The 23754-nt window shown below is 67.5% G+C and carries 18 protein-coding genes and 1 pseudogene; 10 read left to right on the forward strand and 9 right to left on the reverse strand.

Translation table 11 applies throughout. From position 1 onward, the window contains the following. Nucleotides 1–353 precede the first annotated feature (353 nt). Entirely contained in the window at nt 354–1232 is an 879-nt protein-coding gene (locus IEY55_RS09450; RefSeq protein ID WP_229686216.1) for an alpha/beta hydrolase family protein, read from the reverse strand. A gap of 303 nt (nt 1233–1535) precedes the next feature. On the opposite strand from IEY55_RS09450, the pseudogene IEY55_RS09455 reads away from it, so the two are divergent. Next, a pseudogene (locus IEY55_RS09455) lies at nt 1536–1970 on the forward strand (methyltransferase domain-containing protein); the annotation flags it as partial. A gap of 848 nt (nt 1971–2818) precedes the next feature. Further along, on the forward strand, nt 2819–6373 hold the full coding sequence (gene car / locus IEY55_RS32760) for a carboxylic acid reductase (RefSeq protein WP_189056148.1): 3555 nt from the start codon (nt 2819–2821) through the stop codon (nt 6371–6373). A 273-nt stretch (nt 6374–6646) separates the two neighbouring features. Here car and IEY55_RS09465 read toward each other — a convergent pair whose 3' ends face one another. From IEY55_RS09465 to IEY55_RS09475, 3 genes are all read right to left on the reverse strand, one after another. After that, entirely contained in the window at nt 6647–7489 is an 843-nt protein-coding gene (locus IEY55_RS09465; RefSeq protein WP_189056150.1) for an alpha/beta fold hydrolase, read from the reverse strand. Further along, on the reverse strand, nt 7486–7902 hold the full coding sequence (locus tag IEY55_RS09470) for a helix-turn-helix domain-containing protein (protein WP_189056152.1): 417 nt from the start codon (nt 7900–7902) through the stop codon (nt 7486–7488). The genes IEY55_RS09465 and IEY55_RS09470 overlap by 4 nt, the downstream gene beginning before the upstream one ends. A gap of 64 nt (nt 7903–7966) precedes the next feature. Next, complete coding sequence (locus tag IEY55_RS09475) at nt 7967–8239, reverse strand: hypothetical protein (protein ID WP_189056154.1); 273 nt, start codon at nt 8237–8239, stop codon at nt 7967–7969. A gap of 616 nt (nt 8240–8855) precedes the next feature. Here IEY55_RS09475 and IEY55_RS09480 point away from each other — a divergent pair. Continuing rightward, the gene (locus IEY55_RS09480) at nt 8856–9644 is read left to right on the forward strand and encodes an IclR family transcriptional regulator (protein WP_189056156.1); all 789 of its coding nucleotides are present in this window, start codon (nt 8856–8858) and stop codon (nt 9642–9644) included. A 126-nt stretch (nt 9645–9770) separates the two neighbouring features. Here IEY55_RS09480 and IEY55_RS09485 read toward each other — a convergent pair whose 3' ends face one another. The 5 genes from IEY55_RS09485 to IEY55_RS09505 form a co-directional block, all read right to left on the reverse strand. Beyond that, complete coding sequence (locus IEY55_RS09485) at nt 9771–10442, reverse strand: 2OG-Fe(II) oxygenase (protein ID WP_189056158.1); 672 nt, start codon at nt 10440–10442, stop codon at nt 9771–9773. Nucleotides 10443–10500: 58 nt separating this feature from the next. Next, a complete protein-coding gene (locus IEY55_RS09490; RefSeq protein WP_189056160.1) occupies nt 10501–11898 on the reverse strand; it encodes a carboxyvinyltransferase in 1398 nt (465 codons plus the stop codon). Beyond that, the gene (gene truD, locus IEY55_RS09495; protein ID WP_189056161.1) at nt 11895–12971 is read right to left on the reverse strand and encodes a tRNA pseudouridine(13) synthase TruD; all 1077 of its coding nucleotides are present in this window, start codon (nt 12969–12971) and stop codon (nt 11895–11897) included. The genes IEY55_RS09490 and truD overlap by 4 nt, the downstream gene beginning before the upstream one ends. A 38-nt stretch (nt 12972–13009) precedes the next feature. After that, nucleotides 13010–14059, reverse strand: a complete 1050-nt coding sequence (gene gntD / locus IEY55_RS09500; protein ID WP_189056164.1) for a guanitoxin biosynthesis L-enduracididine beta-hydroxylase GntD — start codon at nt 14057–14059, stop codon at nt 13010–13012. An 80-nt stretch (nt 14060–14139) separates the two neighbouring features. Continuing rightward, nucleotides 14140–15351, reverse strand: a complete 1212-nt coding sequence (locus tag IEY55_RS09505) for a cysteine desulfurase-like protein (protein ID WP_189056166.1) — start codon at nt 15349–15351, stop codon at nt 14140–14142. A gap of 573 nt (nt 15352–15924) precedes the next feature. On the opposite strand from IEY55_RS09505, the gene IEY55_RS09510 reads away from it, so the two are divergent. The 7 genes from IEY55_RS09510 to IEY55_RS09540 all read left to right on the forward strand — a co-directional run bounded on the left by IEY55_RS09510 (nt 15925) and on the right by IEY55_RS09540 (nt 23533). Continuing rightward, nucleotides 15925–17250 (forward strand): B12-binding domain-containing radical SAM protein, encoded by a 1326-nt coding sequence (locus IEY55_RS09510; RefSeq protein ID WP_189056167.1) that lies wholly within the window; start codon nt 15925–15927, stop codon nt 17248–17250. A 13-nt stretch (nt 17251–17263) separates the two neighbouring features. Further along, entirely contained in the window at nt 17264–18379 is a 1116-nt protein-coding gene (locus IEY55_RS09515; RefSeq protein WP_189056169.1) for an aminotransferase class I/II-fold pyridoxal phosphate-dependent enzyme, read from the forward strand. Beyond that, nucleotides 18369–19034 carry a P-loop NTPase family protein gene (locus IEY55_RS09520; protein ID WP_189056171.1) on the forward strand — a complete coding sequence of 222 codons (666 nt, stop codon included), beginning with the start codon at nt 18369–18371 and terminating at the stop codon, nt 19032–19034. Before IEY55_RS09515 ends, IEY55_RS09520 begins: the two co-directional genes overlap by 11 nt. 79 nt (nt 19035–19113) lie before the next feature. Next, nucleotides 19114–19896 carry a tyrosine-protein phosphatase gene (locus tag IEY55_RS09525; RefSeq protein WP_189056173.1) on the forward strand — a complete coding sequence of 261 codons (783 nt, stop codon included), beginning with the start codon at nt 19114–19116 and terminating at the stop codon, nt 19894–19896. A 17-nt stretch (nt 19897–19913) separates the two neighbouring features. Continuing rightward, on the forward strand, nt 19914–20528 hold the full coding sequence (locus tag IEY55_RS09530) for a 2OG-Fe(II) oxygenase (RefSeq protein WP_229686217.1): 615 nt from the start codon (nt 19914–19916) through the stop codon (nt 20526–20528). A 158-nt stretch (nt 20529–20686) separates the two neighbouring features. After that, the gene (locus IEY55_RS09535) at nt 20687–22153 is read left to right on the forward strand and encodes an aminobutyraldehyde dehydrogenase (protein ID WP_444543289.1); all 1467 of its coding nucleotides are present in this window, start codon (nt 20687–20689) and stop codon (nt 22151–22153) included. A gap of 93 nt (nt 22154–22246) precedes the next feature. Beyond that, nucleotides 22247–23533 carry an MFS transporter gene (locus IEY55_RS09540; protein WP_189056175.1) on the forward strand — a complete coding sequence of 429 codons (1287 nt, stop codon included), beginning with the start codon at nt 22247–22249 and terminating at the stop codon, nt 23531–23533. Nucleotides 23534–23754: the final 221 nt, after the last annotated feature.

Genomic DNA, 23754 nt, shown 5'->3' on the forward strand with positions numbered 1-23754 from the left:
TGTGAACTCACGAGCGAACCAGGGTGGAACACATCCCATCCCTAACCATGCACGAGGTCGTTAGTCTGCGGGCTGCAGATCAGCTCACCCACATCCGCAAGGTTCCAGCGGAACGGACATAGGTCGCGCCTTCACGTGTCCTGTTGACTCTGCAGCGAAATTTGGCGTCGTCTCTCCGCCGATTTCGCCGTGTCACTTCGTGATCTTTGGTGATCGAATGTCGGCGAATGGTGCCAGCATGGGGACGATCCACAGGGCTCGCCGCTGCCGCGCACCGCACCAGTCGTCCAGCTTCTGCTTGGCACCCGGAAAGCGGCAGGAACAACCACGGGTACTCATCCAAGACGGCCGTTTCATGCTCTGCCCCGATGGCTCAGCCCGCGCGATGTGTGGGCACAGCTCACGGCTGAACGTCGCGAGGAAGCCGGTCGCCGACGTGGCCTGCATCCGAGGTGGCGTTGGAACCACGTGGTCAGGCCGGCGTCCACCTCGCGGGCCAGCGGCAGCTGTGGCGCGGGTTCGATGCCGGGCTCGTCGGCGAGCGGATGCGCCAACCCAGGGATCGACAGAAGTTCGGACCGTTCCCCCAATGCGTCGACGAGGTGCAACGCGTCGGCACGCAGCGCCGGGTGATCCAACTCGCCGCTGACGACCAGCAGCGGCGCGCGACCAGCGATGGCGCCCGCCTTGGCGACGAAGTCCAGGCTGTCGACGGCCTTCTCGGACTCGGCGTCATACCGGTAGTCGCCCGGGAACAGGCCGACGACGGACCGCATTCGGATGGCGGCGTTCACGACGGCGCCAGCGGCAACCGGAATCTCGGTGTCGGCAAGGATCCGCAGCGCGACGGCCCCGCCCAGCGAGCCGCCGAGGACGCCGATCGGGCCGTCATCGACCGGCAGCTGCGCACGGATCGACGCCAGTGCGGCCGGGAACTCCTCGGTCGCCTGTCGGACGAATGGGTACAGAAAGGACATCAGGGCGTCCTTGCGGAACAGCTCCACGATGGCGTCGGTGCTGCCGTCGACCATGCGCGCCCCGCACATCGGCATGCCGAGATGCACCCGCCACGCGGGCAGGTCGTTCATCGGCAACGCGGCAGCGAATGCGGCATTCGACCTCGGCGCGTCCAGCATGTGCCAGGTGACGATCAGCGGCGCGGGGCCGTCATCGGCCGGTGGTAGGGCGGTGAACGGCACGCCGGCGGCCGTGCCCGTGATCGGTGAGTGCATGCGGCCACGGTAGGTCTGCGGCCGCATGCCGGGGAATCGGTTACGCCACCAGCGGAATCAGCGCGACGGGCCGAGCGTTGTCGTGCAGGTCGGCCAGCAGATCACGCCATTTGGTTCCTCGCCGGGAACCCAAGGGTCCGTGCCCACCAGAACCAGCCTGGATGCTTGGGTTCGCGCTCAACTCGCAGTGTCGTATTCAAGCTCGGTGCGGGTCATGGCAGCAAGGGCCGTGTCCGGAATGGTTCGTGTCGCTGATCGCGAGGCGGACCGGGCGAGGCGGTCGACATGGACCAATGTTGGGCTCGGGTTGCCGACCCGGGCAGCCCGCTGCCGTTTCCTGACGGCGCGTTCGACGATGTCATCGCGGCCCTGGTGCTGCACTACCTGGAGGACTGGACCGCACCGCTGGCCGAGTTGCGGCGCGTGCTGAGGCCCGGCGGCCGGCTGATCATGTCCGTCAACCACCCCATCGTCTTCAAGCTGCTCCATCCCGAAGCCGACTATTTCGCGACCCGCAAGTGGTCCGCGGAGCACACCTTCAACGGCCAGGACGCCGTGCTCACCTACTGGCACCGACCGCTGCACGCGATGACCGACGCCTTCACCACAGCCGGCTTCCGCACAGCCGTCATCAGCGAACCGCACCCAGCACCAGGCGCCCACGAACTGTTCCCCGACGAACTCGCGGACAAGCCAGCCTTCCTGTGCTTCCTCTTCTTCGTCCTGAAGGCCACCTAACCGCTGCGCGGCACGGCCTCCGGCGCGAATCACAGAGTCCCACGAGGGCAGCCTTCCCAGCCGGCAGGAGAGAAGAAGATCAATTCACCCGGCGGAAGTTGGACGTGCGACACGATCATGCGCAACGCATAGCCCCAGGACACCATCTCGGCCGCTCCCGGATCCGAGACACACTCAAAGTGCTCACCCCTAGTTCCAGGAGTTGCCGCGCGGCGGTGGCGTAGCGGGTGGAGCCGCCGCATCTCCGCGATGACCGCATACCGTTCCGAGATCCGCGCCGCCCGCCGACGCCGAGCACCCCCGACCAGCGCCATGGCGCGCTACCCAGGATGCCGGCGCTGAAGTTGGCCACCACCATCTCGAAGCCGGCACTGACCCGGCCCCGGCCAGGAGGACGTCGACCTGCTTGAGCAGGACGCCCGGGACGGCCTCCGCCCCGGTCGGGACCTCGGTGAGCAAGTGTTCACGCGTCGAGGAAGGTATTGGTGATTTCACCCGATGAGGAAAGGACTCGGGCTCAACCGTGCCTTGGAAATGGTTATCGAGCGCCGAGACTGTGGGCGTCCACGAGTGGATTGCTGGTGCGTGACGGCCCGCGTATGGGCTCGCCCGGGACCTTCCGTCGACAAGTGCTCGGCGAGATGGCAACTCAGCCTCGTTAGGACCGAACGTGATCCACAACGGACCGTCCGGCCCACTGGGTTGATCATTCTGTAAAGAGTTGCAAGTCACACTGTCATCGCTGTGATGATCTGGGCACCCGCCATATACTTAGTTTGGCAATGCACCTAACTGGGGGGTCAGCGGCGTTCGCCGGTGCGTGGTGGTGACTGACGGAGGACAGACCTATGGCGACGAGTTCGCGGGCCGAGATCAATGGCGTCGGCGGGCTGACTGACGCTCGCCAGGAGCGTCGCATCGCTGAGTTGTGCGCCAGCGACCCGCAGTGTCGAGAGGCCCAACCCCTTGACGCGGTCAGTGCGGCGGTACGACAGCCCGGGATGGGGCTCGCGCAAATCGTGGCCACGATCATGGAGGGCTACGCGGACCGGCCGGCTCTCGGAGAACGCGCGAAGGAGCTGATCACCGACCCGGCGACGGGCCGCACCTCACTTCGTCTGTTGCCCAGGTTCGACACCATCAGCTATCGCGAACTGTGGGACCGTGTCGGCGCGGTTGCCAGTGAATGGCATCACGATCCCGAACATCCGCTCGGCGCGGGTGACTTCGTCTGCTTCCTCGGCTTCACCAGCAGTGACTACACGACGCTCGATCTGGCCTGCATCCATCTGGGAGCGGTCTGTGTGCCGCTCCAGTCCAGCGCGTCGATGGCCCAACTGACACCGATCATCGCGGAGACCGGGCCGCGCATCCTGGCCGCGAGCATGGAGTTTCTGGACACCGCTGTCGAGTGCGCGTTGACGAGTACGTCGCTGCGGCGGCTGATCGTGTTCGACTACTGCCCGGAAGTCGACGACCAGCGCGACAAGCTGGAATCCGCGCGCCGGCGTCTGGAAGAATCCGGCAGCCCGGTGGTTGTCGACTCGCTGGCCGCGGTGCTCGAACGTGGAAAGGCGTCGTCTCCCGCGCCCTTGTTCACCGACCCGGATGACGATCGGCTGGTCGCGCTCCTCTACACATCCGGAAGCACGGGGACCCCCAAGGGGGCCATGTACACGGAGCGGTTGGTCAGCAGGACGTGGCGGATGCACTGGTTCAGGTCGATCGACCTTCCCAGCATCGGGATCAATTTCCTGCCGCTGAGTCACGTCGCGGGACGGGTATCGTTGATCGGAACTCTCGCCTGCGGCGGCACCAGTTACTTCGCGACCAGGAGCGACCTGTCGACGCTGTTCGACGACATCGCTCTGGTCCGGCCCACGGAACTGCTCCTGGTGCCACGGATCTGTGACATGTTGTTCCAGTGGTACCAGAGTGAACTGGACCGGCGGGTGTCCCAGGCCGGTGACCGGGACACGGTCGAGGCGGAGGTGAAGTCGGAGCTGCGGGACAAGGTCCTCGGTGGCCGTGTCGTGTGGGCGGTCTGTGGATCTGCGCCCCTGTCCGCCGACATGGCGGCGTTCGTCGAGTCCTGTCTGGATCTGGAACTGCACGACGGCTACGGCTCGACAGAGGCCGGTCACATCATGATCGACAATCGGGTGGCGCGGCCGCCGGTACTCGACTACAAGCTCGTCGACGTTCCTGAACTGGGGTACTTCCGGACTGACTCGCCGCACCCGCGGGGAGAGCTCCTAATCAAGACGGAAACGATCATCCCCGGGTACTACAAACGACCCGAGGTCACCACGGAGGTGTTCGACGAGGACGGCTATTACCGGACCGGCGACATCATGGCCGAGATCGGGCCGGACCAGCTCGTCTATGTCGACCGCCGCAACAACGTGCTGAAGTTGTCGCAGGGTGAGTTCGTGACCGTCTCGCACCTGGAGGCCATCTTCACCAGCAGCCCGTTGATCCGGCAGATCTTCGTCTACGGCAACAGCGAACGCGCCTACCTACTCGCGGTGATCGTTCCCACCCCGGACGCGATCAAGCGCGTCGGGAACGTCGTGGAGAACCTCAGGCCGCTGCTCAGCGAGTCGCTTCAGCAGATCGCGAAAGATACTGGCCTGAACTCCTACGAGATTCCGCGCGACTTCCTGATCGAGACCGAGCCGTTCAGTACTGAGAACGGCCTGCTCTCGGATGCGCGCAAGCTGCTGCGACCACGTCTCAAGGAGCGTTACGGCGAGCGCCTTGAGCAGCTGTACGCGGATCTGGCCGAACGGGAGACGAGCGAACTGCGCGCGCTGCGTCACGTCGGTCGTGACCAGCCGGTGTTCGACACCGTTGTGCGAGCCGCTCATGCGCTGCTGGGGAGCTCGACCGCCGAGCTGAGCGCTGACGCGCACTTCACGGATCTGGGCGGCGACTCGCTGTCCGCGTTGTCCTTTTCCAACCTGCTCACCGAGATCTTCGGCGTCGAGGTTCCGGTAGGCGTCGTCATCAGCCCGGCGAACGACTTGCAGCAGCTGGCGAACTACATCGAAACGGCACGCGAATCCGGGGCGAAACGGCCCACGTTCGCGACCGTGCACGGCACCGACAGCTCGAGAGTTTGCGCCAGTGATCTCACGCTGGACAAGTTCCTCGACGCCAAGACGCTCGCCGGGGCCAAGACACTTCCTCGCCCGAGCGGTCCTCCGCGAACCGTCGTGTTGACGGGAGCAAACGGATATCTCGGGCGTTTCCTGTGCCTGGAATGGCTGGAACGGCTGGCGCAGACCGGCGGAACGCTGATCTGCATCGTTCGGGGAAGTAACGCGGCTGCGGCGAGGAAGCGACTCGAGGATGCTTTCGACAGTGGTGACGCCGAACTGGTCCAGCATTTTCGCAGGCTGGCCGCGAAACATCTGGAAGTCCTCGCCGGTGATATCGGTGAGCCGAACCTGGGCTTGGACGAACAGACCTGGCACCGGCTGGCCGACAGCGTCGACCTGATCGTCCACGCAGCGGCACTGGTCAATCACGTCCTTCCGTACCACCAGCTGTTCGGCCCCAACGTCGTCGGCACGGCCGAGCTGGTCCAGCTGGCCCTCACCCGACGGATGAAGCCCGTCACCTACGTCTCGACCGTGGCCGTGGCCGCCTCGCAAGCCACGCCCTCAGCTCTCGACGAAAATGCCGACATCCGTGTCGCGAGCCCGGTCCGTCAGCTGGACCAGAGCTACGCCAACGGTTACGCGACCAGCAAATGGGCCGGCGAGGTCCTACTCCGGGAAGCGCACGACCTGTGCGGTCTCCCCGTCGCCGTCTTCCGGTCCGACATGATCCTCGCGCACAGCCGCTACGTCGGCCAGTTGAACGTGCCAGACAGCTTCACCCGCCTGCTGCTCAGCCTCATGGCCACCGGAATCGCACCGCGTTCCTTCTACCAGCTCGACGCCCAAGGCAACCGACAGTCGGCACACTACGACGGACTGCCTGTCGACTTCACCGCCGAGGCCATCGCCACCCTCGGCGGGCAGGCCACGGACGGGTTCCAGACCTTCAACGTCGTGAATCCGCATGACGACGGAATCTCCCTCGACGTCTTTGTCGATTGGCTGAACGACGCCGGCTACCCCATCCAGCGGATCGACAGCTACGACGAGTGGTTCACCCGCTTCGACACCGCCGTGCGCGCCATGCCGGAATGGCAGCGGCAGCACTCGTCGCTGCCCTTGATGCACGCTTTCGCCGTAGCCGGTGAGGCCAACCACGGTTCCACCATCCCGGCCGACCGGTTTCGCGCCGCCGTGCAAGCCGCCAAAGTCGGATCCGACAAAGACATTCCCCACGTGTCGGCGTCACTCATCCGCAAATACGCCACCGACCTGCAACAGCTGAACCTCCTGTGAACAATAGGGACCAACCGCACGAGAAAGGCCCCTGTTGCATCGGCGACACCGAGCCGGTACGTGGCGCGCCGCGGCAAGGCCGCACCGGGACTCCCATGCTCAGCTGGAAGAAACCGTCCTCGATCGGCTCGACCGGGATCACCGCCTGGTTGGCGCGGTCTTCCCGCTCGCAGCGGAAAACGGCCTCATGAGGTCCAGCGCCTCCCGCTCGCCCTGCGGCGGACCCTCTCGCCGCACACCGGCACGTTCTCGCCGTGGACACGGCGCAGGCTCTCAGGTATTCGAACTTCCTTTCGTACGGAGGAATTCGAGGACGGCCCTGGTCTGGCGAGGTAGGAGGTGCCCCGCGCCGGACAGCGCGATGACGGCGGCGTGCGGCACCGCCCGAGCCAGTCTGCGCTGTGTTCCCGCGGAATCGAACATGCGGTCCTGCCGACCGACGACGACCAGCACGGGCATGGTCAACTGACGCAGGGCGGAATCGTCGAAGATCGGCAGTTTCTCCATCCGTGGGCGGTAATGCCGCTGGATGAGCAAGGCGAACTCGGGGATGTCCGCGGTTCCGCACAACAGCGCCATGGACTTGCGCCGCCCCCAGGCGCCGAACGGCAGCAGCAGGAGCGCGATCAACAACGGGCCCCACTTCTGCCTGCCGATCCCGCCCGGGCACAGCAGTGCCAGTTGCGAAACCCGATCGGGTCGCCTGGTCGCGTAGTCCACCGCCAGCCACCCACCAAGCGATTCCGCCACGACCGCCACGTTGTCCAGGCCCAGCGCGTCGAGCACTTCGTCGAGCCAGCGCGCGTAGTCCGCAGAACCCAGTGGCGGACGGGAGGGCGCGCTCAGGCCGGGCTCGCCGATGAGGTCCACGGCGTACAGCCTGAACTCACCGGCCCAGGTGGGCGCGTCGGCGAACCAGTTCAGCGCGTTCGCCGAGGAACCGTGCAGGAGCAGCACCGGGGGCGCGCCTTCTGGCCCGCAGGCCAGCACGAACGTCTCGCCCTGCGACGTCGGCACGCGCCGGTACTCGCTCGGCACCGGCCACGATTCCAGCGCCTCGCGGTACCGCTGCGCCAGCATCCCGGCCCCCGACGCCGATTTGTATATGCCCTTCATACCTGCCCCACGATCGCGTCGATGAGCCTGAGGAGTTCGGCGGTGCGGGTCGTCCCACCGATCACGATGACCTTGAGGCTGGCGCGCTCCTCGTCGTAGATCGTTTGCACGCGCAGGGGCTCACCGTCCGGCTCGCCGCGGAGCGAGCCCATGACCATGGTGGTCAGCCTGGTCATCGACTCGCGACTGATCGCGTCGATCTGCACGAAGCTCGACACCTCGACGTGCCGGGTCCGCGCAACCGGTTCGGGCTGCCCGCCGGTGAACTCCGCGAGGTCTTCGCGGGAGATTCGGTACTGCTTGCCCACGCGGACCGCGGCCAAGCGCCCATCCCGGACGTACCCGCGCACGGTCTTGACGTGCAGCCCGAGCAGGTCGGCCACCTGCTCCACTGAGTACCACTGTTGCATCATCCTCAATCACTCCTTATTTTACCCTACCATAGGGAGTAATAAGGGAGTTAAGGGACGGTCTAGCTCAGGTCCTGGTGAACGTCATGTCCATCCCGCGCCGCCAGCCCACCCCGTCGTCGGACCGCTCCCCGCTGGTCGCATCGGTGTTCTCCCCGACCATCAAGGCCGCGCGCACGCCGTCGCCAGTCTCGACGACGCGGACTGCGTGGTCTCGGCAATATCCAGCCCGCAGGCGCAGGTCCGTCACACCGCGGCCGTGCGAGCTGCGCGGTAGCGGCCGCTCGGCCAGAATCGGACGCATATCGGCCAACTCCTTGACCGGAGTCGAATCGTGCATGGTGCGTCCCCCGGTTGTGCGCCACCTTGTGGTGCCCGAGACACGTCCCCACCACTGAGGGTCAGAGGACCTCATGAGAATCGTTGAATTCAGTACCTTGTAACCGCTTCCGTGCCGTTTCGCCCCGCCGTTCGAGCCGTCGGGCCTGGTCCCGTGCCCACGGGCTGCCGAGGAGGGACGGTTCGCCGACCCCCCGGCCGACCGCGCCAGGGTCCCGCCGGGCTCGAGGTTGCCTTCGCGCGTCAAGTTACTTATCAGTTTCGCTGATTCTTCGACGCACCTATATCGTGTGCTCATGGAGACCTCCGCCACCATCGCCGATGGTGGCGGAGGCGTGACTCCGTCACTAATCTCGGGCACATCACGGATGTTTCTGGCGGATGCCGAGAAAGAGCGGTTACCGGACCGCGGGCGGTCATGTGTGGCGGAAACGAGGAGCAGTATGCCTTCGGGTTTCGGTCGCGGCCACACGGCACATCGGGCACTTCCCATCGCGAGGAACCCGCGAGCCCGTATCGGTCTCTCCCTCCGGAATCACCTCACCGGCGCCGACGTTACCCGTGCACTCGTCAACCCCAGCACGACATTCTCGGACTGACAACAGCAGGGACAACTGATGCAACCGGACCGTGATTCCTCCATCCCGACATCCGCACCATCCGTCCCGGCGGGCAGGCTGTCGATGCTCGCCAAGGGACTCTCCGTCCTCATGACGTTCCAACCCGGTGATTTCGAGCTTTCGCTGTCCGAGATCTCTCGGCGAGCCAAGCTGGCCAAGCCGACGACACACCGGTTGGTGACCGAGCTCCTGGGCTGGGGGATGCTCGAGCGTGGCAGTTCCGGCCTGCGCCTAGGGCAGCGGCTCTACGTGCTGGGCTCGCGGGCGCCGCGACAACGACTGCTGCGCGAGGCAGCGATGCCGTACCTACACCGGGTCGGCAGCGCCACCCGTACCAAGGTCTGCCTGTCCGTCCTCGAGCACCACGACGCGGTCCATCTTGACCAGGTCACCCTGTACCAGTCGGGCGGCTGCCGATACCCCGACGATCATGTGATCACCGCTGCCGCCTACCGGGCGCTGCTTGCCTACCGTCCCTCACGGCCGGCCCCGCGGACCCGCTCCTGGTCACAACCGTCCATTCCGACGCAAGACCGTTCCCGGACCGGCACCCATGACCCCGAACTCACCCGGATCCGGACCCGCGGCTACTCGGTGGTCCGTGACCACTCCGGTGGTGCCCTCAGCGTGGCGGTTCCCCTTCTCGATCCCGGCGACCAGGCCCTCGCCGCCATCGCCGTGGGCGCACCGGCCGAGCACTGCCGCCCGCAGGACGTGCTCCCCCACCTGCTGACCGCGACCACGGCATTGTCGCGGAAGCTCGACGCGATGCGGGAGTTCCGTTGAGGTGGTGTCGGCGGCGCTCGCGCGAGGGCCCGTTCACCTCTCCCAGGTTCTCCGGACAAGCCCGCCGTTCGGTCGGCCCCGCCGAGCGGGTGTTCTCCCCCCACCCACCCCGGCAGGCCACCGCACTCAGCGGGGCGCGACGAAGTGGGCAAGCAGCGTCCTCCGGTCACCTGCGGCGCTCTCCGCAACCGGATGCACCATGTGCCAGGAATGCTCCGAGGGGCAGAGCACGACGGACTCACCCAGGGCCGGCGCCACCTCGGTGTGGACGTCGGCCTTGTCCGGGGAGGACAGGACGGCGAGCTGCCCGCGCCACTCGGGACGCCAGTTGTCGTTGAAGTACCAGGTCTGTGTCACGATCTTGTCAGCGCGGTCGGTGTGCGGGTCGATCCACGAACCGGGACCGTAACGGACCGCGCGCAGCTCCAGCGCGCACTCCGACACGTCCCGGCCGCTCAGGGTCGTGATGGCCGAACGATACTCGGGGGAACACAACGCATCGACCAGTTGACGCCACAACGAGCTGAGGAGATCGATGTTCTCCCGAACCGGATGTCCCCCAGCCACCAGCGAAAGGTTCGCGCTCCGGTAGCCCTTCTGGCCCGCGTCGCCACCGGACCGTCGTTGCGTCACGACAAAACCCTCACCGGGGAACTCCACCTCCAGAACCGGCAGCAACCGCGCGGGGAACATCCCCCGTAGCAGTCCCCACCGGTACGGGTGTTCCGCCAGGGAGGACCGGCGAAACGCATCCCAGTCGATCTCCAGGGCCGCGGTTCCCGACATCGTCTGCCCCATGGTCGTGACTCCTCTCGTCCTGCCCGTGGCAGGTCCAGCGGTGGCGAATGACGAACGATCACTCGTGGTTGGGCCGCAGGTCGATCCGTGCCCCGAACCGGGCGAGCTTGTCCCGCACCTCGGCATAGCCACGGGCAAGGTGCTCGACCCCGTACAGCCGCTGGGGTTGCCCGGTGCTCAGCGCGGCGATCACCAGCGCCATCGCCGCACGCAGGTCGCCGGCCCGCAACGGGCGGGGCGCGGGTCGGAGCCTGCTGGGCCGCACCAGGAGATCGTCGCCGGCCTGTTCCAGGTGCGCTCCCAGCTCGCGCAGGCCGCTGACGTAGCCGAACCGGCCGCGCCACACGGTCTCGGTCAACCGGGACGGGCCGCTCGCCTTGAGCATCATCAGCGCGAAAAGGGGTTGCGCGTCGCTGTAGACCAGATGCGATGCCGCCACCACGTGTGCGGGACGGAGGTGTTGGACCGGCTCGATCTCCAGCATCCGGTCGTTCCAGGACAGGGACAGTCCCATGGTGTCCATGTGCCGCAGTTCCGGGGCCAGGCCGGCACGCACCACCTCCGGTTGCTCGAGCGTGAGTGTGACGTGCCGGTCCAGGCAGACCGCGGCGGCGATGAAGGTGATGACCTCCATCAGGTCCGACGGCAGGGTCAGCTGGGTGGCGCCGAGTGGTCCCCCTCGACCGTCGATGACGATCTCGGTCGGGCTGAGCCGGATGCTCGCCCCGGCTGCGGCGAGGGTGTGCGCCAGGCCGGTCACGTCGGGCTTGGGGTAGGGGTTGCGCAGCACCGTGGTACCGTTGGCGGTGGCGGCCAACAGCAGTGCCGTCTTGGTGGCGCCCGAGTAGTGCGGGCCGGTGGGCTTGCCGCTCACCGCGTCCGGGCTGCCGAACTCGGCGAGGTCGATCACGGTGCCACGCAGTCCCGAGGGCGGTGCCCACGCCTGGAAGTTGCCGGGTGCGACGGCGCAGCGAGCACCGAACCGTTCCATCACCGTCGCCATGTGTGCCATGGGCCGTGCCCCGTTGCTCCCGCCACCGATGCGGCAACCGCCGTGCGCTCCGGAAGCGACCTGGCCACGGGTGGCCAGTAGCGTGGGCAGCAGGTAGACGCCACCGTGAATCTGGCTGGACCACTGGGTGGGGATGGTGTGGCTGTGGAGGGAGCCGGCGTCGACGGTGAGCATGCCGTCGGCGCCGGTGACCTTCGCGCCCAGTTCCGTGACGATGGCGCTGAGCACACGGGTGTCGGCGATGTCGGGCGCGTTCGTGATTCGCCATGGCTGGTCGGCCAGGCACGCCGCGGCCAAGGCCGGGACGAGCAGGTGCTTGAAGCCTCCGGGACGGAGCCGGACGTGGGAGTCCCCTGGGTTGGCGTGGATGTCCCAGTACGGCCCGGCATCCAAGGGGTGCGCGTCCACGTTGCCCGGCGGGCGCAGGGGATCGGTGACGGTCATACGACCACCGCGGCCAGCTCGGGCGCATCACTGGTGTGACAGGTCAGGCGCAGGAAAAGCTGGGACACCATGGTCGTCGCGTAGCAGCCTGAGGGCAGGAAGAAGGACAGGGTCGCCTTGACCGAGCCGGGAAAGAGGTCGTCCGGCTGCACGTTTTCGACGTTGACCTGCGACTGCACCACGGTGGGACGGGAGGAGGTGCTTCGCCTGATCGCACCGTCCCTCCAGCGGTACTTGGTGTACTCGACCTCTCGCTGGACGGTGAGGAGCGCGATTGCGGCGTCGGTGCTGGTGGGGAACACGTAGGGGATGTCCTCACGGGTGAGCTCGACGGCCTCGGCGGGGGCGGCCTCGACGAGCAGTTCCCCCACACGCCGATTCCAGTGATAGGAGGAGTACGCGCTGCGGTAGAACGCGGTGGTTCTCGGGTCGAGCGTGGTGAAGAAGCTTCGGGGATCCCCGTTGTGTTCCAGGGCACGCGCCCCTTCGGCCGAGCCGCTGGCACGGAGCAGCTCGAAGGCGTGGGGGTAGTCGTCGGACAGCAGGGCCTGTCCAATCAGGTGGGTCTGCTTGGGTCCTCCGGCGACCCCGAAGCGCTGCGTGTCGTAGTAGTTGACGAAGAACATGTTGATGCGCTTGTTGGCAACCGTTCGCAGCGTCTGGCCGAGGTCGGCGTCCAGGTTGCGGACCACGAGTTGGAAGGAGTTGCCGTGCAGCCCGCCGATCGTGATGTCCTGGGAGCCGTACCCCGCGTGCGCCACCTGGATCCAGCGGTCCTCGCCGCCACTGCCCTCGGTGTTGATCCGGTCGAGTTGCGCGGGGGTGGCCCGGCCGCGCACCGCGACGAGCTGTTCGGTGACCGCGTCCTCGTCCTTCAGGCCGGCCGCCGAGATTGCCGTCGGCGGGAGCGAGAGTCCGGTGGCCAGCATGTCCAGGGCTTGGAACGTGGTGTAGCCACGCTTGTGGATCTTCAGGTACTGGAACGGGGCATCCCGGTTCCGCTCGGCGCTGAGGGGAAGGCACTCGGTGACAACGAAGTCTTCGGGAACGGCTTTGAGGACCGGGATGGTCATCGCAATCTCCTTGTGCGGGTGAGCGACATCCGCCTGGGTCAGGCGATGATCCGGGACGCTGTGTCGACGTGTGCCTCGATCGACCGGCGGAGGTCTCGGGTGACGCTGACACGTTTCAGCCATCGGTCCCTGCCGTTGTACTTGGCGCGGAACGCCTTCCTGCCGTGGACGACCCGGTAGTTGTCGATGAAGCAGCAATCCCCCGCCCGCAGGGTCACCGAATCCAGATCGCGGTCGATCAGCTCCATCACCCGTTGCAACACGGCTTCGGCCTCGGCGTCACCCGGCGCCGGATACATGTATGCGGGATCGATCCGCAGGAACGGCTGCTCGGCGTTGCCGAACAGGATCGGCACCGCCTCGGGCTGGGTGTCCATGCGGTGCACCTGCTCGAACCACTGTGGATTGCGCGCCACCGTGGTGCTGTTGTACGAGGGAAGGTGGGAGTTGTCCGGGCGGATGTGGAACCGCCGCTGCAGGGCGCACCTGATTTCCTCGGCCGACAGCTTGCGGTGGTCGAGGCCACCGATGGTGGTGGCCACACCGTCGGGGTTGCGCAGGCAGAGCAGCCCGACGTAGTCGGCCCGATGCGGGTGGAACGCCTCCTCGATGTGCCACATCAGGGTGGCGCTGCTTCCCGATCCCAGTTGCTCGTTCTCCTGGCCCTGAGTCGGAACGACATCGTGGACCAACCGCCCGTCCTGCTGCGTGGCCCAGCCGAACACCTCCCCCAGCAGCGTGCCGTAGAGCATCAACAGCAGCTCCATCTGGCGCGTTGCCGGGGTTGTGTCGAGTCCCTGCGCCCAGTGCGGTGGGGTCGGCCCGAGCGTCGAGTCGTCCACCGTGTGACCGGACAACACCAGCACCGCCGGTGCCGCCGTTCCGTCGGTGCTGGTTCCGGTGGTGGAGGTGTTGCGGAAGCCGGTGAGCGCGCGACGGACCCCGAACGGCAGCTCGTGCGCAATCACGGCCGCGTCGTGCAGGAAGTCCACTGCAGAGGACTGCTGATAGCGCTTCGACAGTTCGGTCAACAGGTCCGTGACAGCGAATCGTTCATCGTCGGTGAGCGTGGTTCGTTGCAGCAACATGGCGTTCTCTTTCTGCGGGCGATCGCGACGACGGCACGCGCCTTCCACCCGCACACTCGCGGTGGTGAGCTCGAACGTGGTCAGCACAGGGTGGAGATGGCCGTCAGGAAGGTCGCGACGTCGTCCTCGGTGGTGTAACAGGAGACCCCGGCCCGCACCGCTCCCCCGGCATCTCCCAACCCCAGGGCGGAGATGGCCCGTGGTGCGTAGAAGTCTCCACTCCAGACCGCGATGTGCCGGTCAGCGAGGAACCTCGCGACATCGTCGGGTTTCTGGCCGGCGATCGTGAACGTGACCGTGGGCGCCCGGTCGAGGTGGTCGTCCGGTCCGACGACGGAGACCCGGGGCAGGTCGCGCAGGCCGGCCAGCAGCGTGGCGAAGACGCGCTGCTCGTACCGGACGATGTCGGCCATGCCCACCTCGAGCAGGAACTCCGCGGCGGCGGCGAGGCCGGCGATCGCCTCCAGCGGTGGCGTTCCGACCTGCCAGTGTGCGGGCTCCGGGTCGGCGTGGTCGCCGACGTGGTAGGGCCGCAGGTCGGCCAGCAGCTCCGGGCGCCCCCACAGGACGCCGATGTGCGGGCCGTACCACTTGTAGGCGGAGCTGAGCAGGACGTCGCAGCCGAGGGCGGCAACGTCGATCGGCCGGTGTGGTGTCAGGTGCACGGCGTCGACCAGGACGCGTGCGCCGGCATCGTGCGCGGCGGTCGTGATCGCGGCGACGTCCGGCATCGTGCCCAGGACGTTCGATGCTCCGGTGACGGCGATCCAGCGGGTTCGGTCGGTGAGCAGCCGGGTCACTTGCTCCGTGGGGAGGCGGCCGGTGTCCGGTTCGAAGGTGGCGAAGCGGACCTGGGCACCGGTCTCCTCGGCGATGGCCAACCACGGTGCCACGTTCGCCTCGTGGTCCAGCGTGGTGCAGATGATCTCGTCCCCCGGCCGCAGGGTCCGCCCCACTGTCCGCGTGAAGGCGAAGTTCAGCGACGTCATGTTCGTGCCGAACACCACGCCCTCGGGATCGGCGCCGTAGAACCGGCCGATGGCCTGCCTGGTGCGGGCGAGCATCGCGTCGGTGTACTCGCTCGCCGCGAAGAACCCTTCGGTGTTGGCGTTTCTGCCGTCGACCAGGTACCCGAACATGGCGTCCGCCACGACGTCGAGGGTCTGGGTGCCGGCGGGTCCGTCCAGCCGGACCCAGTCCCTGTGCAGGCCCGGGAACCGCTCCGTGGGTATCGGGGGGCTGCCGAAGGATGCGGAGGTGTCAAGGAACGGATGCGATGCCGCATGCGGCATGGTGAAGAACCTCCGAACGAGATCGAAGCCGGGGCGTGGGCGTGGCGGGTGTCGGGGCCGATGCCCGGGGATGTCCTGACGGGCCACCGCGAGCGCGCACACCTGCCTCGGTGGTGTGCACCCACCGCGTGTGATGATTCGAGCGCGGTCATCACCGGGGCGACCCTGTTTCGCCCACACTCGCGACCATCGCGGTGCATGTTCATCGAACGTTCGTGTGTGGTGTGCAGGAGCCAAATCCGGTGATGGGTGACCTCGACATCAACGTTCCGGTTGCAGCCCAACGAGGACGCTATTGGCCGAATGTCCGCGGTACTAAGAGGACGTCTCGTTACACGGAACACAAGCTGAGCTCCACCGGAACCGTCGTGCGGTCGACGTTTCCCTTGGGGGTCAACCATCACCGGACGGTGCGCCCGGCAGGAGAGCGGTCCACCGCATTGGCCGTTCCGCTCCGAGAGACGGACGGTACCTACTTCCGTGCTGTGGCAGACAGGCTCGGTTGGAACCACCGTTTCCGTCGCCAGACGCGACAACGCAGGCGGTAGAAAGAGAACCCGAAGGAGCCTTCTGGTGAAGGTACTAGTCATCTGGCCGCCCCACGTCCCCAGCTACTTCAACGCCGGGCATCACACCCCGCTCTACATGGTGGCCGGCCACCTCCGTCGGCTGCCCGGCGTGAGCCAGGTCGACGTGTGCGAGGCGGGCGTGCTGAACATGAACTGGAAAGCGGTCGGCGACCTGCTTTTCCAGAATGACTACTCGGTCATCGCCATCATGAACGACTTCGACGCCGTCGACGGTCTCGATCGGTTCGTGATGTACGCCAGGGAGCTGTCGCCGCAGAGCCGACTGGTCACCTTCGGGCGGCTCAGCAGCATCAATCCGGGCTTTTTCATGCAGTACGACCTCGACGCCGTGGTGCAGTCCGGCGATTACGAGTGCGGCGTCGCCCACGTGGTCACGGCGGTCGCCAAGGATGACTGGGTGGGGCCGCTGCCCGGCACCGCCACCCGGGTCGACGGTGCGTGGCTGAGCCCGACCGCCAAGGGCGACACGCTGCCGGCCGAGGACTGGGTGCTGCCCGATGTGCGGGAGATCCCGTACGCCGCCTACGACCGGCTGTACCGGCAGGACGAGCACAAGTTCTGCGGCATCCCCTTCCGCCGGGAACTGGTCGTCCCCGCCGCACGCGGGTGCCCGGTGGGCTGCTCGTTCTGCGAGGTGCACGACATCTTCGGGCTGCGGGAGCGCCGGCTGAGCGTGGACCGGGTGATCTCCTACCTCACCGAGAGCATGGCACTCTCACCCTTCGAGTACGTCGCCTTCTACGCGCCCACCTTCACCTTGAACCGGCGCTGGGTTCGCGAACTGTGTGAACGCTTCCTCACCGGCCCGCTGTCGGTGCGCTGGAAGTGCGCCACGACCCTGCACCACCTCACCGAGGAGCTGGTGACGTTGATGGGCCGCTCGGGATGCGTACGGATCTCGGTGGGCCTGGAGACCCTGGAACAGGGCGGGCATGACGAGCTCCCCAAGACCAAGCGGATCGAGGAGCAGCGGTTCCGGGAGGTCGCCGGGTGGTGCCAGCGGGCCGGCATCGAGCTCAACGCCTTCGTGATCGTCGGCCTGCCGGGAACGACCGCGGCGGGGGTCGCCAGGACGATGGAGGTCGCCAAGGACGTCGGCGCACGGATCCGGCCCACGATGTACGCGCCGTACTACGACATGAAGCCCACGATGCGGGCGCTGGAGATCAGCCGCTACAACCGACAGATCATCTCCCAACCCGAGGGTGAGCCCCGCACCGACCTGTACCAGTTCCTGTTCGGTACGGAGGACCGCCTCACCGAGGTCTACCACAAGATTCCCCAGCTGCTGGCGCAGCCCGTCGCGTGAGGGTACCGGCCCGATGTCCATGGCGGCCACGACCAGTGCCGACCTCGGGTTCCCCACCCACCCCGACGCGTACGGGGCAACATGGGAACCGCGGTCACATCACCCCGGTGTCCTCAACCTCAAGAGCTGCGAGCTCCGCCACCCGGCGGCCGATCGGTTGGTGGCCGAGGCCTCGCGTGGCCTGACGGTCGAGGCGGTCCGCTCCTATCCCGTGCAGCAGGAGCTGGTCGCCGCCCTGGCCGAGCGGGAGGGTCTGGATCCGGCATCGGTCCTGGTGACCGCGGGCTCGGACACCGCCGTCAGTCTCCTCATCGACGCCTTCGGCGTGCCCGCGGGTCGGTTGGTGCTTCCCGAACCAACCTACGAGGCATGGCGGCACTATGCCCGGCTGCGGGGGTTGCCCGTGATGAGCTGCCAGCACCTTGTCCGATCTCCCTGGCGGATCGACACCGGCGCTCTGCGTACCGCTCTGCGAACGGCTCCACCATCGCTGGTGGCGGTGACGAATCCGGCAAGCCCGTCGGGACTCACCCTGTCCACGGAGGACGTCGCGGCGCTCGCGGTCCTCGCCGACCAACACGGTCACCTGCTCGTGGTCGACGAGTGCTACGGCGCCTTTGCCGACATCAACCACGTTCCCTTGCTGGCCCGCTTTCCGCGGCTGGTCGTCCTGCGCTCCTACTCCAAGGCGTTCGCGGTGGCCGGCAGCAGGATCGCCGCACTGTACGCGCGGCCTCCCGTCGTGGACTATCTGAGCCGATTCCGTCCGGACAGCACGGTGTCCGGGTGCGCGGTGCAGCTCCTGCTCCGGCTCGTGACGCGGGAGGCGGAGTTCGCCGCGATCTGGCGGGACGTCCGAGGAATCCGGCAGCGGTTCGTCACCGCTGTCCAGCATGCACACCCGACCTGGCGCAGTCTCGACCCGGGCGCGAATTTCGCCACCTTCGACACCGGGATACCGGGGTTGCCCGCCAGGTTGGCCGACGCGGTGTACCGCCGGGGTTACCGCATCCGGTCCCTCGACGCGCTCCACGGCCTGGAGGGATGTGTGCGGATCGCCCTTGCCGACGCGTCGACGATGGATCGGGTTGCCGATCTGCTCGCCCAGGTAGCCGACGATGACCGGTAGCACGGGCCATCCCGAGCGGATTGCGGTACTCGGCAGCCCCGGTAGCGGCAAGTCGCGCTTCTGTCACCTGCTGGCACACGCCACGGGCCTTCCCCTGTTCCACCTCGATGACCTGTACTGGTATCCCGGCTGGCAACGCACGCCCGACCAGGAGTGGGAGTCCGTCAACGTCCGGTTGGCCGCGCAACCAGCGTGGATCATCGACGGGAACTACCTGGACACGGTGCCGCACCGGGTCCGCCGCGCCGACCTGGTTGTCGTTCTGGACCATCACCCCCTGCGGTGCGTCAGCCGGTTGGTGGGGCGCAGTATGCGGCTACGGCGTCGTGGCGCGGCCAACGCGGGCTCGGAGTACCTTCCGCGGCGGCTGCGGCACGGCGTGGACCCTCCGGTGCGTGATCTCTCGGCCTTGGTGCGCAAGGCCCTTGGCTTCCGGAACCGGGAGCTGGCGGTCATGCGGGACCTGTTGTCGACCGTGTCCGGAGAGGTCCGGTTCTGCCGGTCCCAGGCGGACTGCGCGCGACTCCTACGGCTCCTGCACAACGTGGTCACCGCGTCGTCCCCCGTACCCGGTCTCGCGCGGTGGCAGATCGACTCCGAGCTCAGCCCCTGCTCCTGCCCGGATCCCTCCGCCGGGCGGACCCCGCCGCGGTGATGGAGCGCCCATGACACTTCTTCCCAGCACGACCGAAGACAGCCGTCCGCACGTTCGGCCCGGAGTCAATCTCAGAGCCGTGCGGTCCTCAGCCGGATTGGCACCCGGACACCTGCTCCGTAGCGGCGACATCACCGCCCTCACACCGTACGAGGCCGAGCACCTCGTCGCCCAGTACGGGCTTGGCGCCGTGGTCGATCTCCGCTCGGATGCCGAGGTGCTGCGCTACGGCCCGCCGCATGCCCTGCTGGGAGCCGGGGTCAGATGGATCCGATGTCCCCTCGGCGGGTATCCCCGCGATGTCATCCAGGCGCACCGACCGACCGCCGCCCAGCGCGCCGACTATCTGTGGGGCATCCTCACCCGAGCCGAGCCGGGCTGCTGGGCGCGGCTCATCCGTGCTCTCGCCGCAGCGGCACGGGATCCGATCCTGGTCACCTGCCATTTCGGCAAGGACCGCACGGGCATTGTCGTGGCCTGCCTGCTGGCCCTGGTGGGTGTCCCGGACGAGGACATCGCCGCGGACTACGCCGATGGTGCGGCCGACCTGCTGGCCAAGGTGGACCGGTTCGCGGAGAAGTGGCTGCGGAAGGGCCACTCCCGGCAGGACTACCTGTCTCGGATGCGGACCTCACCCGAGACGATGTCGCGCCTGTTGCCCAGGCTGCATTCGGATCCGGCCGGGGTGCGGGGAGTTCTCGTCGGTGTCGGGGCCGACCCGGAGGAACTCGGCCTGCTGGCGGGGCACCTGTCCGCGGGTGGTGGCGATCCGGCCCGTGATCATGCGGGTTCGGTGGTGATCGATACCGATAGCGGCCCCCACCGGCCCATAGCCGATCCCCTGCCGCCGACCATCCCCTGAACTACGAGGAGGATTCGATGACCGCAGGATTCGTATCGCTGGCGAACGCCAAGCCGGAAAGCGTTCCGTTTCCCTGGTACGACGTTCCCGATCCGTTCCCGTCGGCGGTGGCGACGCAGCTCCGCGACGTGTTTCCCCGCGACGGCTTTGCCCGGGTGAGCCGGAGCGCGCCCGACAAGTCCTACGACATGTGGGTCCGTACCCTGCATCCCGAGGCGGACGGCACCGCGTCCGACATTCCAGGACTCTGGCGCGACTTCGTCGACTATGTCGTCGGTGACCAGTATCGGGACGCGTTGTCGGCGCTGACCGGTTTCCCACTGCGCTCTGCGCCCGTGGAGGTCAACCTGTGGCGGTATGGGGCTGGCTGTTGGCTGGACCCCCATGTCGACAAGCCGGAGAAGCTTGTCACGCACATCATCTACTTCAACGAGGACTGGCTGCCCGAGGACGGCGGCCATCTCGTCCTGCTGGGGTCCGCTGACGCCTCGGACGTGGTGCGGCGCGTCACGCCAGCCTGCAACACCGGCGTCATCCTGCCGCGCGCCGGCAACTCCTGGCACGCGGTCGAACGAGCCGAGGGAGCGCGCGAGCGCCTGTCCGCCCAAGTCATCTTCTATCACGACGCCTAGCCGTAGCCGTTGTTGCGCGGGTGCGCCGAGGCGGGGTTCCCACCCGTTGCGTCGCGACACCGTAGCTGTCTCTTACCGGATGTGGAGCGAACACCTTGAACGAGAATCATGGTCCCGCGGTCGAGATCACCGACAGGGACCTGCCCGGCCCCACGACTGTGGTCTCGAACGCCCTGCCAACGCGGGAACCGCGGAACGACCCCCATGTGGTCAAGAACTTCATCGACGGCGCCTACCTCGACTCCCGGGCGGGCAGGCGCAGCGTCCTGATCGACCCGTGCACTGGACGCGCCATTGGCAGCGCACCTCTGTCGCGAGCAACGGACGTCGCCACCGCCGTGGCCGCCGCGCAACGGGCGTTCACCACCTGGCGTCGCACCTCTCCGGGCGACCGTAGTCGTGCCCTACTGCGCGTGGCCGACGCCCTCGAGGAGCGTGCCGAGGAGCTGATCGACGCGGAGTGCACGGACACGGGCAAGCCCCGCCACATCGTGGCCGAGGAGGAGGTCGCACCCACCGTGGACCAGCTTCGCTTCTTCGCCGGAGCGGCGCGGATGCTGGAGGGCCGCGCGAGCGGGGAGTATCTACCCCACCACACCTCGATGGTGCGCAGGGAACCCGTGGGGGTCTGTGCACAGGTCACGCCCTGGAACTACCCGCTGATGATGGCGGTGTGGAAGCTCGCTCCGGCGCTGGCCGCCGGGAACACGGTGGTGCTGAAGCCGGCCGAGACCACCCCCAGCAGCACGCTGCTGCTGGCGGAGATCGCCGCGGGGTTCCTGCCCTCCGGCACCGTGAACGTGGTCTGCGGCGACCGGGACTCCGGGCGGGAGCTGGTGACCCACCCGACCCCGGCGCTGGTCTCCTTCACCGGAAGCATCCGGGGCGGCCGGGAGGTCGCCGGCGCGGCCGGGCCGCGGCTCAAGCGACTGCACCTGGAGCTGGGCGGCAACGCGGCGGTCCTGGTCTTCGACGACGTCGACGTGGAGTGGGTGGCACAGCGGATCGCCGCGGCCGCCTACTTCAACACCGGGCAGGACTGCATCGCCGCGACACGGGTCATCGCCGCCCCGGCGGTGTACCCGGCGCTGGTGCGGGAGCTGGCCACCCAGGCGGCGACCACCAGGGTGGGGACGCCGTCGGACACCGAGGCGTTCTGCGGTCCGCTCAACAATGTCGACCAGCTCACCCGGGTTTCCCGGCTGGTCAAGGAGATTCCCGCACACGCGACGGTGGTCGCCGGCGGGGGCCGGATCGGCACCGAGGGATTCTTCTACGCCCCCACCGTGATCGAGGGAGTTCGCCAGGAGGACGAGATCGTGCAGCAGGAGATCTTCGGCCCAGTGATCACCGTCCAGCAGTTCGGTTCCGAGGACGAGGCCGTGCGCCTGGCCAACGGGGTCGAGCACGGCCTGGCGGCCAGCGTGTGGACCCGCGACCACGCGCGAGCCATGCGCCTGGTACCCCAGTTGGACTCCGGTTGCGTGTGGATCAACAACCATCTCACCCTCGTCGCCGAAATGCCCCACGGCGGATTCAAGCACTCCGGCTACGGCAAGGATCTCTCCAGCTACGCGCTGGAGGACTACACCCGGATCAAGCACGTGATGAGCGCTTTCGCCTGAGTCCCCGCGGTCTCGCGCACGGGATGCCGGGTTGACCGGCCGGTTTTTCGACACACCAGAACGGCTGGCTCGCCAAGGCGGTGCGGGCACAGCATGCCCGCGTACCGGACGGACGTGATGAGCACCAACGCGCCTGCTACCCACCCCGAGCATGAGGACACCGGCCGACGACACCATGGGCGACGCCGTCGTCTCTACCTTCTCGCCCTGTTGATCGACACGTTGGGCAGTGGGATCTGGCTCCCCTTCGGGCTGATCTTTTTCATCAGGGCACAGGAGATCCCGTTCACCCAGGCGGGCCCGGCGGTGACCGCCGGCTCGGTGGTGGGCCTGATCGTCGGGCCGTTGAGCGGGGGGCTGGTCGATCGGCACGGCCCCGCGGCCGTGATCCTGGCCAGCAATCTGCTGCGGGTTGTCAGCTTCGCGCTCTACCCCCTGGTCGGACACGCCTGGCAGGTGTCGGCGGTGGTCGCGGTCACCGCCTCGGCCGACCGCATGTTCTGGTCGGCCAACGCACCGATGCTGGGCAGCATGGCCGGTGGCCGGGAACTGGACCACCTGCTCGGAACACAGAGCGTGGTCCGCGTGATCGGCCTGGGAATCGGCGCCGGGGTCGCCGGTTTCGTCGCGGAGATCCCCGGTGGTCTGCACCTGGTGGCCTACCTGAACGCGGTGACATTCGCCGTGGCGGCCGGTTTCGTGGCCGCCACGATGCGGCTGTCGACCCAGCTCACCCGCGACCCGCCCACGCCCGGCACGCCGGCTCGCCAGCACTGGGGCCAAGTCCTCGCCGACCGGCCCTTCCTGCTGCTTTGCCTGGTACAAATGGTGTTCTCCCTGGCCGCGTCCAGCCTGGTCGTCGCCGTGCCGCTGGTCGTGCTGGAGGCGCTCGGCGGACCGGCGTGGCTGCCCGCCGCCGCCATCGTGTCGGGCAACGTCGTACTCGCGACAAGCCAGAAGCCGGTACTCCGGCTCGGTGCGCGCACCTCCCGCCTGCGCATGCTGGTCCTCGCGTGCCTGGTCTTCGCGCTGGCCTTCCTCACGTTGGCCCCGAGCACGCTGCTGGGGAGCAACCTGGCCGCCGGGCTGGTGCTGGTCGCCTCGGTCATCGGTGCGCTGGGCGAGGTCCTGGCGATGCCGGTCATCACCGCGGCGGCCTACCACGTCGGGCCCGAACACCTGCGGGGCCGCTACAGCTCCCTGTTCCAGACCGCCTGGGGAGCCTCCTCCGTCGTCGCCCCGGCGCTGTTCACCCTCCTGCTCGGACTCGGCAACGCGGTGCTGTGGCTGACGCTCACCGGCCTCATCCTGCTGGGTATCCCGGTACTCCGCCACGCCAGCCGGAAACTCCCGGCCACGGCGCTGTCGAAAGCCGAGTGAAGCCCGCGCCAACGCGACACCAGAAAACAGGTGAAGCACGACCTGCCCACGCATTACCCCCGTACCCACGTCGTGCCCTCTGTTTCACCAATACCGTTCTATACGGCGAAACACCACCTTGTTGCACAAGTACGGGGTCGATAAATTAACAGTCACCGGTCGGGCCACCCTTCAAGAGAGGTTACGGCGTGACGCCCTTTGTTGCTGGCCGCCACTCAGTG

Origin of the sequence: Longimycelium tulufanense, assembly GCF_014645795.1 — a bacterium.
Classification (GTDB): domain Bacteria; phylum Actinomycetota; class Actinomycetes; order Mycobacteriales; family Pseudonocardiaceae; genus Longimycelium; species Longimycelium tulufanense.

Bases quoted from the DNA above. Each gene is read 5' to 3' on its own strand.
- IEY55_RS09450 (WP_229686216.1), bottom strand. From the start codon at position 1,232: ATGCACTCACCGATCACGGGCACGGCCGCCGGCGTGCCGTTCACCGCC.
- car (WP_189056148.1), top strand. From the start codon at position 2,819: ATGGCGACGAGTTCGCGGGCCGAGATCAATGGCGTCGGCGGGCTGACT.
- IEY55_RS09465 (WP_189056150.1), bottom strand. From the start codon at position 7,489: ATGAAGGGCATATACAAATCGGCGTCGGGGGCCGGGATGCTGGCGCAG.
- IEY55_RS09470 (WP_189056152.1), bottom strand. From the start codon at position 7,902: ATGATGCAACAGTGGTACTCAGTGGAGCAGGTGGCCGACCTGCTCGGG.
- IEY55_RS09475 (WP_189056154.1), bottom strand. From the start codon at position 8,239: ATGCACGATTCGACTCCGGTCAAGGAGTTGGCCGATATGCGTCCGATT.
- IEY55_RS09480 (WP_189056156.1), top strand. From the start codon at position 8,856: ATGCAACCGGACCGTGATTCCTCCATCCCGACATCCGCACCATCCGTC.
- IEY55_RS09485 (WP_189056158.1), bottom strand. From the start codon at position 10,442: ATGGGGCAGACGATGTCGGGAACCGCGGCCCTGGAGATCGACTGGGAT.
- IEY55_RS09490 (WP_189056160.1), bottom strand. From the start codon at position 11,898: ATGACCGTCACCGATCCCCTGCGCCCGCCGGGCAACGTGGACGCGCAC.
- truD (WP_189056161.1), bottom strand. From the start codon at position 12,971: ATGACCATCCCGGTCCTCAAAGCCGTTCCCGAAGACTTCGTTGTCACC.
- gntD (WP_189056164.1), bottom strand. From the start codon at position 14,059: ATGTTGCTGCAACGAACCACGCTCACCGACGATGAACGATTCGCTGTC.
- IEY55_RS09505 (WP_189056166.1), bottom strand. From the start codon at position 15,351: ATGCCGCATGCGGCATCGCATCCGTTCCTTGACACCTCCGCATCCTTC.
- IEY55_RS09515 (WP_189056169.1), top strand. From the start codon at position 17,264: ATGTCCATGGCGGCCACGACCAGTGCCGACCTCGGGTTCCCCACCCAC.
- IEY55_RS09520 (WP_189056171.1), top strand. From the start codon at position 18,369: ATGACCGGTAGCACGGGCCATCCCGAGCGGATTGCGGTACTCGGCAGC.
- IEY55_RS09530 (WP_229686217.1), top strand. From the start codon at position 19,914: ATGACCGCAGGATTCGTATCGCTGGCGAACGCCAAGCCGGAAAGCGTT.
- IEY55_RS09540 (WP_189056175.1), top strand. From the start codon at position 22,247: ATGCCCGCGTACCGGACGGACGTGATGAGCACCAACGCGCCTGCTACC.